At 32.7% G+C, this 16,123-nt stretch carries 14 protein-coding genes and 1 pseudogene; 12 read left to right on the top strand and 3 right to left on the bottom strand.

Annotated elements, in window-relative coordinates; genetic code table 11:
• Positions 1-32: 32 nt before the first annotated feature.
• The 5 genes and pseudogenes from ABEY15_RS03845 (at position 33) to ABEY15_RS03825 (ending at position 4,464) form a co-directional block, all read left to right on the top strand.
• The gene (locus tag ABEY15_RS03845) at positions 33-1,319 is read left to right on the top strand and encodes a nucleotide sugar dehydrogenase (RefSeq protein WP_429888566.1); all 1,287 of its coding nucleotides are present in this window, start codon (positions 33-35) and stop codon (positions 1,317-1,319) included.
• Positions 1,316-2,116, top strand: a complete 801-nt coding sequence (locus ABEY15_RS03840; protein ID WP_429888565.1) for an ABC transporter permease — start codon at positions 1,316-1,318, stop codon at positions 2,114-2,116. The genes ABEY15_RS03845 and ABEY15_RS03840 overlap by 4 nt, the downstream gene beginning before the upstream one ends.
• Before the next feature lie 12 nt (positions 2,117-2,128).
• A pseudogene (gene tagH, locus ABEY15_RS03835) lies at positions 2,129-2,905 on the top strand (teichoic acids export ABC transporter ATP-binding subunit TagH); the annotation flags it as partial.
• Between the two features lie 157 nt (positions 2,906-3,062).
• Positions 3,063-3,935, top strand: a complete 873-nt coding sequence (gene galU / locus ABEY15_RS03830; protein ID WP_429888836.1) for a UTP--glucose-1-phosphate uridylyltransferase GalU — start codon at positions 3,063-3,065, stop codon at positions 3,933-3,935.
• A gap of 13 nt (positions 3,936-3,948) precedes the next feature.
• Entirely contained in the window at positions 3,949-4,464 is a 516-nt protein-coding gene (locus ABEY15_RS03825) for a VanZ family protein (RefSeq protein WP_429888563.1), read from the top strand.
• 612 nt (positions 4,465-5,076) lie between these two features.
• On the opposite strand, the gene ABEY15_RS03820 is transcribed toward ABEY15_RS03825, so the two are convergent.
• Positions 5,077-5,487 (bottom strand): pyridoxamine 5'-phosphate oxidase family protein, encoded by a 411-nt coding sequence (locus ABEY15_RS03820; RefSeq protein WP_429888561.1) that lies wholly within the window; start codon positions 5,485-5,487, stop codon positions 5,077-5,079.
• A gap of 256 nt (positions 5,488-5,743) precedes the next feature.
• Here ABEY15_RS03820 and cax point away from each other — a divergent pair, with 256 nt between their 5' ends.
• The 3 genes from cax to ABEY15_RS03805 all read left to right on the top strand — a co-directional run bounded on the left by cax (position 5,744) and on the right by ABEY15_RS03805 (position 8,329).
• A complete protein-coding gene (gene cax, locus ABEY15_RS03815; RefSeq protein WP_429888560.1) occupies positions 5,744-6,802 on the top strand; it encodes a calcium/proton exchanger in 1,059 nt (352 codons plus the stop codon).
• Positions 6,803-6,826: 24 nt separating this feature from the next.
• On the top strand, positions 6,827-7,435 hold the full coding sequence (locus ABEY15_RS03810; RefSeq protein ID WP_429888559.1) for a YczE/YyaS/YitT family protein: 609 nt from the start codon (positions 6,827-6,829) through the stop codon (positions 7,433-7,435).
• Between the two features lie 90 nt (positions 7,436-7,525).
• A complete protein-coding gene (locus ABEY15_RS03805) occupies positions 7,526-8,329 on the top strand; it encodes a YfkD family protein (RefSeq protein WP_429888557.1) in 804 nt (267 codons plus the stop codon).
• A gap of 95 nt (positions 8,330-8,424) precedes the next feature.
• On the opposite strand, the gene yfkAB is transcribed toward ABEY15_RS03805, so the two are convergent.
• Positions 8,425-9,552 (bottom strand): radical SAM/CxCxxxxC motif protein YfkAB, encoded by a 1,128-nt coding sequence (gene yfkAB, locus ABEY15_RS03800; RefSeq protein WP_429888555.1) that lies wholly within the window; start codon positions 9,550-9,552, stop codon positions 8,425-8,427.
• Between the two features lie 198 nt (positions 9,553-9,750).
• Here yfkAB and ABEY15_RS03795 point away from each other — a divergent pair, with 198 nt between their 5' ends.
• The 4 genes from ABEY15_RS03795 to pdaA all read left to right on the top strand — a co-directional run bounded on the left by ABEY15_RS03795 (position 9,751) and on the right by pdaA (position 12,837).
• Positions 9,751-9,918 carry an SE1561 family protein gene (locus ABEY15_RS03795; RefSeq protein ID WP_098230791.1) on the top strand — a complete coding sequence of 56 codons (168 nt, stop codon included), beginning with the start codon at positions 9,751-9,753 and terminating at the stop codon, positions 9,916-9,918.
• 180 nt (positions 9,919-10,098) lie between these two features.
• The gene (locus ABEY15_RS03790; RefSeq protein ID WP_248267864.1) at positions 10,099-11,622 is read left to right on the top strand and encodes a fumarate hydratase; all 1,524 of its coding nucleotides are present in this window, start codon (positions 10,099-10,101) and stop codon (positions 11,620-11,622) included.
• 12 nt (positions 11,623-11,634) lie between these two features.
• Positions 11,635-11,790 carry a hypothetical protein gene (locus tag ABEY15_RS03785; protein WP_429888554.1) on the top strand — a complete coding sequence of 52 codons (156 nt, stop codon included), beginning with the start codon at positions 11,635-11,637 and terminating at the stop codon, positions 11,788-11,790.
• A gap of 246 nt (positions 11,791-12,036) precedes the next feature.
• Positions 12,037-12,837: a delta-lactam-biosynthetic de-N-acetylase gene (gene pdaA, locus ABEY15_RS03780; RefSeq protein WP_429888552.1), complete on the top strand. Its 801-nt coding sequence runs from the start codon at positions 12,037-12,039 to the stop codon at positions 12,835-12,837.
• A 73-nt stretch (positions 12,838-12,910) separates the two neighbouring features.
• Here pdaA and ABEY15_RS03775 read toward each other — a convergent pair whose 3' ends face one another.
• Positions 12,911-15,640, bottom strand: a complete 2,730-nt coding sequence (locus ABEY15_RS03775; RefSeq protein ID WP_429888551.1) for a bifunctional glycosyltransferase/CDP-glycerol:glycerophosphate glycerophosphotransferase — start codon at positions 15,638-15,640, stop codon at positions 12,911-12,913.
• Positions 15,641-16,123: the final 483 nt, after the last annotated feature.

Genomic DNA, 16,123 nt, shown 5'->3' with positions numbered 1-16,123 from the left:
TCAACTAAAATACTGAAAGAGGTAGTTTCTAAATGAAAATTTGTACAATCGGACTAGGATATATTGGTTTACCTACATCAGCAATGTTTGCAAAACATGGTGTCGAAGTAGTAGGTGTAGATATCCATCAAAGTGTTGTTGATAAATTGAATGCTGGGGAAATTCATATAGAAGAGCCTGGTTTAGCTGAAGTTGTAAAAGATGTGGTTTCAAAGGGGTTATTTAAAGCGTCATTAACGCCGGAAGAAGCAGATGCGTTTATTATCGCTGTACCTACACCGAATAATGACGATGAATACAAATCTTGTGATTTAACATACGTATTAAATGCTGTTAAATCAACGATTCCTTTCTTACAAAAAGGAAATGTCTTAATTGTAGAATCTACTATTGCGCCTCGCAGCATGGATGATTTTGTTAAACCTTTAGTAGAAGAATGTGGCTTTACAGTTGGTGAAGATTTATTTTTAGTTCATTGTCCAGAACGAGTATTACCGGGACAAATTATGTTTGAATTAATTAATAATAACCGTATTGTTGGTGGAATCACTCCAATGTGTTCAGAAGCGGGTGCAAAAGTTTATAGTACATTTGTAAAAGGTGAAATCATACGTACGGATGCAAAAACAGCTGAAATGTCAAAGCTGATGGAAAATACGTTCCGTGATGTAAACATTGCATTAGCAAATGAATTAACTAAGATTTGTAATACTCTTGATATTAATGTATTAGATGTAATTGAAATGGCTAATAAGCACCCACGAGTTAATATTCATTCGCCAGGCCCAGGAGTAGGGGGACACTGTCTAGCGGTAGATCCTTATTTTATTGTTGCAAAAACACCTGACCTTGCAAATATTATAAATCTATCTCGCGAAACAAATTCTTCTATGCCGAGTTATGTCGTTGAGAATGTAAAAAAATTAATAGGCGATGTTGAGGATCCTAAAGTTGCAGCTTTTGGTGTGACTTATAAAGGTAACGTTGATGATATGCGTGAAAGTCCAGCAATGGATATTATTAAATTATTACGTAATGAAGGAATTAATGTTGCTGCTCATGATCCACATGTTGCTAGTTCAGAAAAATTCACACTCCTTCCTGCAAAAGAAGCTGTAAAAGATGCTCATTTAATTTTAATATTAACTGACCATAACGAATTTAAAGTGATGGATTTTGAAGAATTTGCACCATTAATGAAAAATCCAATCGTTTTTGATACTAGAAACTGTGTTAATCCTAATAAAGATTCAAAAATAATATATGTAAACTATGGTAATTTAAACCAAGTAATTAAAGAGAATGTGGTAAATCTATGAACAGTATAAAGACAGTTTTACAGGAACATGCTAAAAACTTATCATTAATTTTTCGTCTTTCATCTTATGAAACACGTAAAGAGTATGCAGATAGCCAACTTGGCGTAATTTGGGTATTTTTAAACCCATTATTTCAAATTGCTGTTTACTGGATAACATTCGGAACGGGGATAAGAAATGGAGCACCAGTAAATGGTATACCGTTTCTTATTTGGATGCTTTGTGGTATAATTCCGTGGTTCTTTATTAGTGCAGCAATCATGCAAGGTTCAAGTTCTATTTTTAACCGAATCGGTACAGTATCAAAAATGAATTTTCCATTAAGTATCATTCCATCCTATGTAGTTTTATCTAGGTTCAATACGCATTTATTTATGATGGCAGTCTTAATAATCGGTGTAATTATAAATCGAGGAATCGAACATATAAATATTTTTGCACTAATTTATTTTATGCTTGTGGGCTTACTATTTAATATCGCACTTGCATTACTGACATCTACTTTATCAACAATGGTTAGGGATGTTCATTTATTAATACAATCTTTAACTAGAATGCTTTTATATTTGTCACCTATTTTATGGGAGCCTAAGGGTGCAAATATTTTAACTAAATTAATGAAGTTAAATCCACTCTACTATATTATAGAAGGATATCGTGGCGCCTTATTATATGGACATTCTAATTTGATTTTTTCTAAAATTACTATTTACTTTTGGTGTGTATTGCTAGCCTTTTTCATTATCGGCTCGATTTTTCATGTTAAATTCAGGAAGCAGTTTGTTGATTTCCTATAGAAGGTGAACTGAATGACAAAAAAAGTTGTTTTTAAAAATGTTACAAAAAAATTTAAAATTTATAATAAACCGACTGACAAGCTAAAGGATTTATTCTTTGGTGGAAGAGGCGGAGAATATTTTCATGCGTTAAAAAATATTTCCTTTGAAATTGAACAAGGTGAAATTGTAGGGATCATTGGTTTAAATGGTTCAGGTAAAAGTACAATGTCTAATTTAATTGCTGGTGTAACAATGCCAAATGATGGCGAAGTTGAAGTAAATGGAGTTGCTTCACTAATTGCCATTCAAGCTGGATTAGACAACCGATTGACTGGTTTAGAAAATATTCGACTTAAAGGTCTGATGATGGGTCTTACGATTAAGCAAATTGAAAAAATCACCCCTGATATTATTGAATTTGCGGAAATTGGAAAATTTATTAATCAACCAGTTAAATCATATTCAAGTGGTATGAGATCGAGGCTAGGGTTTGCCATCTCTGTAAATATCGACCCAGACATCATGGTAATCGATGAAGCATTATCTGTTGGTGATCCTACCTTTACAAAACGTTGTTTAGATAAAATGAATGATTTTAAAGAACAAGGTAAAACTATCTTCTTTATCAGTCACTCATTAGGTCAAGTTAGAAGCTTCTGTACAAAAGGTTTATGGATTCACTATGGAAAATTAGTTGAGTATGGTGAAATAAACGAAGTATGCGATAACTATCAAAATTTCCTAAATGAATATAATAAATTAACACCTGCAGAACGTGCAAAAGATCGTGAAAAAAATATGCAACATAATTAATTATACTTTTAAGGATGCCTAAGTTATGTAACTTAGGTTTCCTTGTATTGAATGTAATAATACTTTTTATAAATGATTAAAAACATTAAAAACTATAGAGAAATTGTATAAATAAATTAAAAATACTAGGTGATAAATTGTGGAAAACAAAATAAAAAAAGTACGTAAAGCCATTATCCCAGCAGCGGGATTAGGTACTCGTTTCTTACCGGCTACAAAAGCAATGCCAAAAGAAATGTTGCCAATCGTAGACAAACCGACAATTCAATATATTGTTGAAGAAGCAATTGAAGCAGGAATTGAAGACATCATTATCGTAACTGGTAAAGGTAAACGAGCAATCGAAGACCATTTTGATATTTCTTTCGAATTAGAACAAAATCTATTAGAGAAAAAGAAATATGAAATACTTGAGAGAGTACAAGAGCCTTCAAAAGTAGAGATCCATTATATTAGACAGAAAGAGCCAAGAGGATTAGGACACGCTGTTTGGTGCGCTCGTAAATTTATTGGAGATGAGCCATTTGCTGTACTACTTGGTGATGATATTATTCAAGCAGACGTACCTGGTGTTGCACAATTAATTCAACAATACGAGTTAACTCATTCTTCAGTAATTGGTGTACAGGAAGTTCCTGAGGATGAAGCGTATCGTTATGGCATAGTCGATCCAGTTGAGAAAGATGGTCGACTTTATCAAGTACGCAACTTTGTTGAAAAACCAGCAAAAGGAACTCAACCATCAAACTTAGCAATTATGGGCCGTTATTTATTAACTCCTGAAATTTTTGAATTCCTAGAAGAACAAGAAGTTGGAGCTGGTGGAGAGATTCAATTAACTGACGCAATTCAAAAGCTTAATAAAATTCAACGAGTATTTGCATACGACTTTGAAGGTAAGCGCTATGATGTCGGTGAAAAATTAGGATTTATTACAACATCAATCGATTTTGCACTTCAACGTGATGATTTAAAAGATGACTTATTAGACTATTTAAAACAAAAAATTAATGAATTAGACTAAAAGACTACTTAGAATGAAAAATTCTAGTACTTTTAAAACGTTTATTAACTACTGGATACCTGTTATCCTTATAGCTGGTATTATCTTTTATTCATCAGCAACCCCGTATGAAAAACAAGATATAAGACCGGAAATAAGTCATTTTACATTTTTATATGATCTAATGAAGAATTTTACCTTTGTCCACTTTAACTATGCTGGACATGAAGTAAGTATTAAAGAGCTTGGAGTAGCAGGATTTACAGAATTCTTTATTCGAAAACTATCCCATTTTACAATCTATCTTTTACTTGCCTTTTTTGCTACAAGATTAGCAAAACTTTATGTAAACAGAGCCTTTTTAATAGGCGTAATTTTTTCAATCCTATACGCAGCTTCAGATGAATTTCACCAATCCTTCACAGCAAACCGAACTCCGCTAGTTCAAGACGTAGTAATCGATTCGATCGGAGCACTAATAGGGGCATCTTTATTTTTATTAATAAGTAAGAAGCTTAAAACAAAAGTTCAAAAATCCATTCGAGTTTAATCGAATGGATTTTTTTGTATGAAATAATAAACGGTAGCAAGATAGTCGATAAAAAGACAAACCATTTCCAAAGTGATGAAATAAATAAACGGTCAATTTAGAAAAATTAAATTAAGTGAACGTTATTGATGCTAAATATTTTTTTGATGATTAGTAAATGATTTAAAATATTTGTATGTTTTGGAAAAAACTCTAGTAATTGTTTATGGGTACGATATTTAAATATTAAGAACTAATTTTAAATAATTTCAAATGATTAGTTAATAAGTTAATGTTCGATAAAAAGTAAAAATTGGTTAATGAACTGTTATCACTCTAAGTAAAGGATATTAAGATAGTTTTTTTATGTTGACTTATTTTGAAGAATAAGTTGATTGGAACGGAGGGATGCTCGACTCCTATGGGATTAGCGGGAAGGCTGAGACCCCGCAGGCTAGCCGAGGAGGCTCAAGAATCTCGCCCCATGGAAAGCGAGCATCTCGAAGTGGAAATCAACAACACTAAACTCCTTTTACGAAAATTTTAGTTATTATTTTCCTTATTTGCCAAGGTTATTTTTTCAACAAAATATAAAAATCTTATCTAAATTTAAATTAGATAAGATTTCGTTTTTCAAAGCTTTATAAAAGTAGGTTCTGTACCTGCTTTCTCTACATAACCGATTTTAACTGGATTCATTTGAATCAATACATAGTTAGGATCTTCGGGACCTTCAAGCCATCTAGACAATTCCTCAGTCCATACCTTCTCTTCAGGAACTGCATTTTCAATTACTTCAGCTCTTGCAAACATCTCTACAAAGTTATCATCTAATCGGTCACCATCATGACCAAGTAGTATATGTACGTTTGGATTCTTTTTTATATCTTCTACCTTTTGTGAATTCTTATTTGTAGCGATATAAGGTGTTAAGCCTTTAAAGAAAAATACCATATAACAGCTATGCGGAAAGTCTTCACGAATGGTTGTAAATAGACCTAATTGTTTCGCTTTAAGCACTTTCAAAATATCTTGTTGAATCATTTTTATAAACTCCCTCCTAGTTCAGAAGAAGAGAAGGTAGAAATCTTTTCTACCAACCGAATCTCCAACATAAGTTATTCTAGTTCTCAAGGTCATAATCCTTTGAGCAATATAAGCAAAAACGAAACTTTTATCAAACTGATCGATGATTTTGCCATCAACACTTTAAGTGTTTGTTAATTGTTTTACATTTAAACCTATTTTTTTAAGTCTTTTGCATATGATATTTATAAGGATATTTATTTAGGAGGTAATTATGGCTCATCGTTTGTTTTTTATTGTTACATTTATCGGTGTACCATTATCGGTAATTGGGAGCTTGATGCATTGGAGCGAGATTTTATTATTTATCATTTACTGTGTAACGATTATTGCATTAGCTGGCATTATGGGAAGAGCTACTGAAAGTTTAGCGATTGCAGCTGGCCCGAGAATTGGGGGACTTTTAAATGCGACATTTGGGAATGCGGTAGAGTTAATTATCGCGATTTTTGCATTACAAAATGGCTTATCGGAAGTAGTGTTAGCATCTTTAACAGGTTCTGTAATAGGAAACTTACTACTTGTAGGTGGACTATCCTTTTTTATTGGAGGATTAAAATATAAACGTCAAAGCTTTAATGTTTATGATGCGAGACATAATTCAGGATTATTGATTTTTGCAGTAGTACTAGCCTTTGTCATTCCTGAAATTTTTTCAGTTAAAATGACTGCAAATGATAAGATGACACTTAGTGTAGGCGTTTCGATTGTTTTAATGGTTTTATACTTAGCAGCACTTTACTTTAAATTAGTTACACATCGAGGGGTTTACGTAGCTAAAAATCAAGATATTGTAGAAGAGCATGAAGAAGCTGAGTGGAGAACGGGGAAGGCCATGATTATTTTAGCGTTAGCTACTGTAGCGGTTGGATATGTTTCAGAAAAGCTAGTTCACACGTTTACGACAGTAGGCGATAAGTTCGGATGGACTGAATTATTTATCGGTATAATCGTTGTTGCAATCGTTGGTAACGCCGCTGAACATGCGTCTGCAATTGTGATGGCATATAAAAATAAAGTAGGGGTTTCGGTAGAAATTGCAGTTGGTTCATCATTACAAATTGCTATGTTCGTAGCGCCAGTATTAGTAATTTGTTCATTGTTTATTGGAGAAAGAATGCCATTAATATTTTCTATGCCGGAATTAATTTCGATGATCACTTCCGTATTTTTAACAATTGCGATTATGAATGACGGAGATACAAACTGGTTTGAAGGGTTAACCTTATTAGCTGCTTATTTGATTATGGGGATCGGTTTCTACTTACTATAAAAACAAAAATTGAAGGGGTAATACTTGAAAATAATAATAAGAATTCTATTTTATTTAATTGGATTACTATTTTTAACTTTAGGAATTAGTTTAGCGATTAAAGCTGGACTAGGAGCTAGTGCATGGGATGCATTAGCTGTTGGTGAGTCGAAAACATTTGGCTTATCTGTTGGAAATTGGATTATCATTAACTCATCAATACTGTTGTTCGTAAATGCTTTTTTACAAAAGAAAAGACCGGATTGGCTTGCTGTGATTACGTTTATTTTAATTGGACGATTTCTAGATTTTTGGCTAACTGTAGAGTCTGAGCATTTATTTGATTCAAATATAGTCACTAGATATATTCAATTAGTACTAGCTATTTTAAGTATGACTATAGGTATTGCGATTTATTTGCAAGCAAAGTTTCCGTTAAGTCCAATAGATGATTTAATGATCTCGCTAAATAAGCGGTTCGGAGTAAGTTTAGGCGTGGCAAAAACGATTGGTGAAGTGTTTGCTTTAGTTTTGGCATTTCTTCTAAAAGGTCCAATTGGAATCGGAACCGTTTTAATTACATTCAGTATTGGACCTATTTTACAGAAATTAAGAGGTCCAATTGAGAAACTATATATTAAGTTGAGTTCATAGCAAAATTTTTCATTTTAAGGAATACATATATTTACATAAAATGTTCATGCTAAGAGTAATAATTTCCTTATTTGTGAAAGGGGCATGAATATGTCTAAATGGTTTAAGCCATTCGTTCTTGTTAATATAGCTATTTTAATTATTTCTTTAAATAATGGACAAACAACTTTTGCAGCTAATTCAGATATTAAAGTCCCACGCTCGGCTGCTAATGTGACAAAAGAGAATACTTACCCTAATCCAACTCAGGACCTGCCAGAACTTCAACCAGGCGGATTAGCTAAGCAGTTATTAGATTCATCAAATGTAAAAATTGAGAATCCAAATCTCATTCGTATGTTTAATGAATCCTCTGTCAGTAAAGCACCATTTGCAGTAGGCTATAATGCGAAAATTTTCTTAGGAGTTTGGCCGTTAAATTACGAATCAAATGAGACAACAATCAATTGGCAATATAAAAAAATTAATACCAACTTTTTAGATAATAGAGGAGAAAAAGCTTACAGACGAATAAAATACTACCAAAATTCGCAACAGATTGTTAAAGGTGGATTAACTGCTAAAGTAAGGAATGCGGATGATGTGATTAATTTAATGATGCATGATGCATCAGAGAAAACAACTCTCCCACTTGCATTCCAAACAGTAGTTGGAGCTGGAACTAAAAACGAGAGAGTATATAATGTACCACCAAAGCAACTCGGCTATTTATATGCTTATGCTCCTGCAGTTAATGAAAAAGGAAAAGTTACATTTGGAGAAGTGTATTTAATCCTAAAAGGTAATAAAAGAACTCTACAAGTTAAAAATGTAGTATCACAAGGTGTAGGTGCATGGATTCCTGTTCAGGATTATGTTTCATTTGGTTATTTCGCTTCGCCACACCCTAGATAATAGAGAGACCCACAAGGTAGATCATTTTCCTTGTGGTTTTTTGTTTTATGTGCAAAAAAACATGCCATTAATATGACATGCTCTTTTTTAAGGATTTAATTTCCCTTTAAAATCTTTGTACTTCTATTCGAAAAATCAGTTTCAGGATAATAGCTGTTTTTTACAAGAATATTAGGTCCTAAGCATTTTACTGCTGGACAATGACAGCTTAATTCATTTGCAGTTTTTGATAATGTCCAAGTATCATATGCTTCTTGTAATGTATGGGTTTGAATATTTCCTAGATGAGGTACATCACCAAAGTCAGTAACGATGATACTACCATCAAATACATTTACATTTAAGCGAGAACGACCATCAGGGTCATTTCGTAATGTTACATTTTTACTATTATATAATCTCTGAATGATGTCTAAATCGTTTTGATCATCGCTACATGGATAAAATGGCAAAGTACCAAATAACATCCAAATATTTTCATCACGTACATCAAGTAAAGTTGAAATTGCTTCGCGAAGCTCTGATTTTGTTAGGACTTCTAATGTACTAGCGAAATCGCTGGCATACATCGGGTGAACTTCGTGCCTCTGACATTTCATTTCTTCTATAATTTGACGATGGATTTTTTCTAAGTATGGAAGAGTACGTTTGTTTAACATTGTTTCAGCGGATACCATAACACCAGCATCAGCTAGTCGTCGGCTGTTTTCGATCATGTTTTCGAATAATTTCGCACGCTGCGCATATGTCGGCTTACGTTCCATCATCGCAAATCCTGCTTCTACAAATTCATCAACAGTTCCCCAGTTATGAGAGATATGTAGCACGTCTAAATAAGGAATTATTTTTTCGTATCTTTCAAAATCTAATGTTAGATTTGAATTAATTTGAGTACGTACGCCACGTTCATGTGCATATTTCAATAAAGGCACAACATATCCGTTCAACATTTTATTTGAAAGCATCGGTTCTCCACCAGTGATACTTATACAACGAAGCTTTTCAATCTCTTCTAAGCGATTTAAAACTAGCTCAATAGGTAGTGGATTTGGATCCTTAGGTTGTAAAGTATAACCGACAGCACAATGCTCACAGCGCATATTACAAATCGTTGTTGTCGTAAACTCTACATTTGTAAGTATGTTCTTACCATACTCTTCAACATCTAAATATGCTTCCCAAGGATCATATGTAGGTGTTATTTGTTGTAATAATTTTTTCATGTGATTACTCCTTTAGGCACAAAACTGCACCCGTAAGTATTAGACTAATTTAATTTTCCTCAACTATTATAAGAAAGAAAGTGAAACCTTGTATAGGAATAACTTCCTAAAATTTAAAAAAATGTCGAAAGTTTACGATATATAGGAGAATAAGGGTATAATATTATTAGCAATTGTATTAGAAAGGACGATCATTTCATGTCAAACACAGAACAATTATCCTATATTAAAGAACGTTTTAATTCAGTAATGGAAACAATCGAATCATTAGAAGCTGAAGAAGTAAGCTTAGAAGAGCTAGATCAATTATTATCAGTTCTAGATGACTTAGAAAGTAAATGTCGTGAAGTTAATCGCCCAGATTGAGTCCATTGTAATGGGCTTTTTTTATTGGATAGTAATTGTTAACAATAGAAGTAGCTAAATATTTGCCCAAATCAGAAACTAATTCTGGAGGGCTTTTTTTATTCCGTTTATTAAAAATTGTATTATAATGAAGAGGGGAACATTCAGTATTTTTATAAAGGGTTTTAAGGGGGAGCATGAATGCAACACATACAGGAAAGTATTTATCAATTAATTGTAGAAACATCAACAAATCTACCAAAAGACGTACGTAAAGCAATCAGACAAGCTAAAGCAAGTGAAACTGCAGGTACAAGAAGTGCCATCGCATTGGAAACGATTACAAATAATATTATGATGGCTGAAGGCGATGTTTCACCAATTTGCCAAGATACTGGTATGCCAACTTTTAAAGTGAAAACGCCAGTTGGGGTAAACCAACTTGTGATAAAAGAAGCAATTTATGCTGCAATTGAACAAGCTACAAAAGATGGTAAGCTTCGTTCTAACTCTGTAGATTCTTTGTTTGGTAAAAACAGCGGAAATAACTTAGGACCAGGTACTCCTGTTGTTAAATTTGAGCAACACGAGAGTGACTATATTGACATTCGCCTAATCTTAAAAGGTGGCGGATGTGAAAATAAAAACATCCAATACAGCTTACCATGCGAACTTGAAGGACTTGGAAAAGCAGGTCGTGATTTAGATGGTATCCGTAAATGTATTTTACACAGCGTATACCAAGCGCAAGGACAAGGCTGTAGCGCAGGTTTCATCGGAGTTGGTATTGGTGGCGACCGTACTAGCGGTTATGAGCTTGCGAAAGATCAATTATTCCGTTTATCTGATGATGAAAATTCAATTCCAGAGCTTAAAGCAATGGAAGATTATATTATGGAAAATGCTAACAAGCTTGGCGTAGGAACAATGGGCTTTGGTGGAGAAACAACTCTACTTGGCTGTAAAATTGGTGTAATGAACCGTCTACCTGCGAGCTTCTTCGTATCAGTAGCTTATAACTGCTGGGCATTCCGCCGTTTAGGAATGAAAATCAATCCTGAAACTGGTGATATTTCAGAATGGTTATATCGCGAGGGCGAAGAAATTAGCTTTACAAATGAAACTGATGAAACGACTGAAGCACCTCGTGAAGTGAAATTAGTTGCTCCAATTACAGAAGAACAAATCCGTGATTTAAAAGTTGGAGATGTAGTTTCAATTAGTGGCATGATGTACACTGGACGCGACGCAATCCACCATCATTTAAAAGACCACGATTGTCCGGTCGATTTAAATGGTCAAATTATTTACCACTGTGGACCTGTAGTATTAAAAGATGAAGAAGGCAAATATCACATTAAAGCAGCTGGTCCAACAACAAGTATTCGTGAGGAGCCATACCAAGGCGATATCATGAAAAAATTTGGCATTCGCGCTGTAATCGGTAAAGGCGGAATGGGTGCAAAAACATTAAAAGCACTAGAAGAACACGGCGGTGTTTATTTAAATGCAATTGGTGGAGCAGCACAATACTACTCACAATGTATTAAAGAAGTAAAAGACGTAAACTACCTAGAGTTTGGTATTCCTGAAGCTATGTGGCACTTACAAGTTGAAGACTTCAAAGCAGTAGTAACAATGGATTCTCATGGTAATTCATTGCATAAAGATGTAGATAAGAGTTCACTTGAGAAATTGGCTACTATGGCTGAGAAGGTATTTTAATAGTTGGGCTTTATGGGCAATGTCATTTTTTTGGCATTGCTTTTTTTGTTTTGGGTTGAGCGTCCTGATTCAGCAAATAATATTATGAAAACTGCAATTAAAATTATCATATCTGCAATTAAAAATACAAAAACTGAAAATAAAAAATTCATATCTGCAATTAAATAAATGAAAACTGCAAATAAACCCCGCCTAGAGTACAAATAAGTCGTTAAATCATGAAGAAAAAGTCTAATTTTAGGGTAAATTAATGGTCCTGAGTTCAAAAAATTTCAGTTCAAATCGAACAACGCATCAGCATTCCTTTTCATCAAAAATCCTTTTAGAAAAATTTAGTTTTATTTCAAAAGTACACCAATTCTATTCATATTTCTAATTTATTTACAGATACTAATTTTAAGTGAGGTGAATGAATTGAAAAAAATTATTGTATATATTCTTACTTTCTTCTTAGTATTTCCTAGTACAACATTTGCTTATAGTAATGCGTCACACGGCTGGGGGATTGTTCCTGCGAAAAATGAGACTCCACCTGATGCGGGTGAGCAACTTAATAAATTATTATCAAATACGGGGTCAGTTTATTTAGGGGATACTACAAAAAAAGATGTTTATTTAACTTTTGACAATGGTTATGAAAACGGCTTTACACCAAAGTTTTTGGATGTTTTAAAGAAACATGGTGTTCACGGGACGTTTTTTATAACCGGGCATTACATTAAGGAAAATCCTGAATTAGTGAAACGAATGGTTAATGAGGGTCATATAGTCGGAAACCATTCATGGAGTCATCCTGATATGACAACGATTGGAGATCAAAAGATTATTGAGGAATTGGAACAAGTTAAAATGGCATACCAGGAATTGACTGGCAAAACAGAAATGAAATATTTCAGACCTGCAAGAGGTGTTTTTAGCGAACGTACATTGAAACTAGTTAATAAACAGGGATATGAAAATATTTTCTGGTCATTGGCATATGTTGATTGGAAAGTTGATCAACAAAGAGGTTGGAAATATGCTTATGATAATGTGATGAAAATGATTCATCCTGGAGCAGTTATATTAATGCATACTGTATCGAAGGATAATGCAGAAGCGATGGATGCGATTATTACTGGCTTACATAAACGAGGGTATCAATTTAAAAGTTTAGATGACTTAATGATGGAGAGAAGCGGATTTGATCCGAGCTTTTATCTACCTAAAAAATAAAAAGCTAATGATTAAGTAGTTTTATTAACTGCTTAAATCATTAGCTTTTTTACACTTTAAGGACGAGTTTTCTTTAACGGTTTGCGATTGCTTCGTAATTTAGTTTAGCATGTTGCTTTGGTGTTTTAATTACAAATGGATTTTCGACTGTATTTTCTAGGAATTGTTTATCTTTATTAGCGAATTTTTTTATTCCGTTAAGAACTTGTTCTTCTTCAGATACAACTTCTCCAAAAAGTAAATCTTGTGTAATTGGTCCTTGGTTGTAATGCTCATAATAAAATCGCTTATAGTCAAATTGATAGAAAATAACTGGTTTTTCCATATATGAGAAATCAAATGAAACTGTTGAATAATCAGTGATTAATAAATCTGATCTTTTTAATAGAGATTGAACGGTTTCTTCACCTTGACGGATTACTTTTATCCTTTTATGGAAATCTGGAACATCCTTCATATAAATTTGAGTCTGGTAGTGCGGATAGAAAATGATATTTAAATCATTTTTTTCTAAGATTTGGTGTAACTCGGGATTACTAAGTAAAGAAAAATAACGGTTAAAGTATTCAGAGTTCATTAATTGTTGAGTACTTTTATTCCAGTTTCTCCATGTCGGCATGATTAAAATGGTTTTGCCATTTCCTGTATTTTCAAGCGCATCCCATCTAGCTAATCCTGTAACGGCCACTTCATTTTCAGCATAACCGAATTCATTAACAATATGATCTTTTTCAAAATCAGATGAAACGATAAATAATGAATAGCCCATTCTATTCTTATTCAGTACATGATTTACACGACTAACTCCAATCACGCCATGTTGAATAAGGATTTTTTGATTTTGCTGCCACTCAGGATGACATTTTAAGACTTGTAAATACTCGTGTGTGTACATGTTGGCACGTTCTGAATAGGCATTAATTGTTTTATCACAAGTTAATAAGTAAAGTGTGTGCTTTAAACTTCCATATTGTACAATGTTTCCGAATTCTTTTATATATTCGTAATCCTTTGCCTTTTTATCAATCAAATAGTAACAGTTATCTCTTATTTTATTTTGCTGAATGTACTTGAATAAATGGTATGAATTATCTTGTGCTGTATCTTTTCGTTCTCCAATTAACCAAATATGCTTATTTCGATAGTATCTTTGGGTTAAACGGTAAAGGTAAAAAATAAGGAATGATTTCCATTCTCTTCTTAATACAAGTAACCCAAATTCATAGACGATATCACGGAATGATTTTTGGATCTTTGTTTTTAATTTTCCAAGAAGACCCGTTTTTTTGATTCGAATGTGTAAATTTTTCTTTGGAAAATAGGGTACGATACTATGTGTTTTAGTTGTTGCTGGTTTTGAATTTGCCTTTGTTGAAAAATAGAAAATATGAAGTGGTTTCTTTAATGAAATATCGCCAACTTTTACAGAAATAAACACTTCATAATCGCCATCAGGTAATATTTTACTTAGCTCAATTGTAGTTGTTTTATAGCCACCATCGCTATAATTGATACTATTTTTTGAGAAAAGATAGGACAAATCAGAACGCTCAAGAGTTTCGAGTGTAACTGTAATTAGCTGACCATTTGATTTATTTTTAAACTGTAATTCCTTAATAGAATCTAAATTATTAATTTCCTCGATAAATGCGAAGCCACCAACTTGCAAGCGGTCACCTCGTAACGAAAGGATTTCAATTTTTTGATGTAAATTGAATTCCTTAATTTCTAGGTATTCTTTATATTTCGGAAAATACTTTGCAAAATAATGATAATATTTTCCCTCTATCATCACTGCTCCTTTTTGTAGGGTACGATCTGATAATAGACTCATCAATAAATGAAATTCTTCTGGATTTTGATTAAGAAAAATAGTATAAAATACTTTACTAATTTTAGAAGTATTATTTTCCATTAGATTTTCAGATAAGTTTTTAGCAAAATCCGATGAAATCCTTAAAAGTTCATTGTACTGTTCAGAAGGGAAATAATATGCCTTTGTCAGTAAAGACGTTAAATAATAATCCCATAATTTTTTCTCAACATGCGAGTAATGAGAGGTGATATCTTTCAGATTATAATAGTTTATTAATTCAGTTTGAGTAACGAGAAGGTTATCAAAAAATTCTAAAGTACTAGTTTGTTTAATAACATCACTGTTTGTTAAATCTCTCACTTTTATGACGATATCTGAAGTTACGTAAACTTTATTTGAACAAATAAAACATTGTTGAGTAAATAATAAATCTTGTTGTTCTGTTAAAAGCTCATTGAATTGCAATTGATTATCGATTATTAAACTTCTCTTAATCATCATATTTTTAATAGAAGGATTTAACAGAAGTTCTGGATGTTTATGAAACTCTCGTAATGTTGGTAAATCTTTTTTTATGATTGATTTTAATTCATGGTGCTCCCATTTTCTTGTACCATTGAATAATTGTATATTTCCTAAAGCAATATCAGTATGATCCTTTATTGCATTGTTATATAAATTTTCATAGGCTGATGGATTTACAATATCATCCGCATCGATAAATGCCACAAACTCTCCAGTGGCTTCATGTAAACCTATGTTTAGTGCTTTGTTTTTTGCCATTAGCTCTAATGATATGAAGCGAATATTTTTATGTGAATTTGAATACTTCTCAATTATTTCTTTACTATTATCAGAGGAACCGTTGTCTATAATAATCGTTTCAATATCAGTTAATGATTGACCTTGAATACTGTTTAGGCAATCTTTTAAGACATCTTCATGATTATGTGCAACAACGACTACACTAACTTTTGCTTTTTCCATAATAGTCTTACCTCACTAGTCTCTACTTTCAATTAAATAGTTTATCATAAATTATAACCTAATGCGTCTTCGAAAGAACATAATTTACGAATGGTAAGTAGGTATCGTACTTGTATTATCTCCAATTATTAATAGAGATATCAGACTGTTGACAAGCGCTCGCAATCAGTCTGATAATCAAGTTTTTAGTTATTTGTCTTTACACTGTTATCTCTAATTATTTATAGAGATTTTAAGGGAGAAGAGAGTAGCTACTATAAATTAATGATAAAAAAGATTCAAATTATTTTTATTCAATACTTGACTTTGATAATGATAATCGTTATCATTTAAGTATAGCAAATATCAACACCGCCGTAGCGATATTTGATAAGTTTTGAAACCTGATTGGACTTGAAAGTTTCCCCATTCCCTTAAAATTTATGTGTCAAAGAAAGCTTGACTAGTCCCCAAGCTTTTTTTGCGTTTTTCAGACTGTTGACA

Origin of the sequence: Gottfriedia acidiceleris, assembly GCF_050457485.1 — a bacterium.
Taxonomy (GTDB): Bacteria; Bacillota; Bacilli; order Bacillales; family Bacillaceae_G; genus Gottfriedia; species Gottfriedia acidiceleris_D.
This window is presented reverse-complemented; position numbering and strand designations above follow the sequence as displayed.

Coding starts and splice junctions, on each gene's coding strand:
- ABEY15_RS03790 (WP_248267864.1), top strand. CDS start 10,099: ATGCAACACATACAGGAAAGTATTTATCAATTAATTGTAGAAACATCA.
- ABEY15_RS03840 (WP_429888565.1), top strand. CDS start 1,316: ATGAACAGTATAAAGACAGTTTTACAGGAACATGCTAAAAACTTATCA.
- ABEY15_RS03775 (WP_429888551.1), bottom strand. CDS start 15,640: ATGGAAAAAGCAAAAGTTAGTGTAGTCGTTGTTGCACATAATCATGAA.
- ABEY15_RS03805 (WP_429888557.1), top strand. CDS start 7,526: ATGTCTAAATGGTTTAAGCCATTCGTTCTTGTTAATATAGCTATTTTA.
- cax (WP_429888560.1), top strand. CDS start 5,744: ATGGCTCATCGTTTGTTTTTTATTGTTACATTTATCGGTGTACCATTA.
- ABEY15_RS03795 (WP_098230791.1), top strand. CDS start 9,751: ATGTCAAACACAGAACAATTATCCTATATTAAAGAACGTTTTAATTCA.
- ABEY15_RS03845 (WP_429888566.1), top strand. CDS start 33: ATGAAAATTTGTACAATCGGACTAGGATATATTGGTTTACCTACATCA.
- ABEY15_RS03825 (WP_429888563.1), top strand. CDS start 3,949: ATGAAAAATTCTAGTACTTTTAAAACGTTTATTAACTACTGGATACCT.
- ABEY15_RS03785 (WP_429888554.1), top strand. CDS start 11,635: ATGGGCAATGTCATTTTTTTGGCATTGCTTTTTTTGTTTTGGGTTGAG.
- yfkAB (WP_429888555.1), bottom strand. CDS start 9,552: ATGAAAAAATTATTACAACAAATAACACCTACATATGATCCTTGGGAA.
- ABEY15_RS03820 (WP_429888561.1), bottom strand. CDS start 5,487: ATGATTCAACAAGATATTTTGAAAGTGCTTAAAGCGAAACAATTAGGT.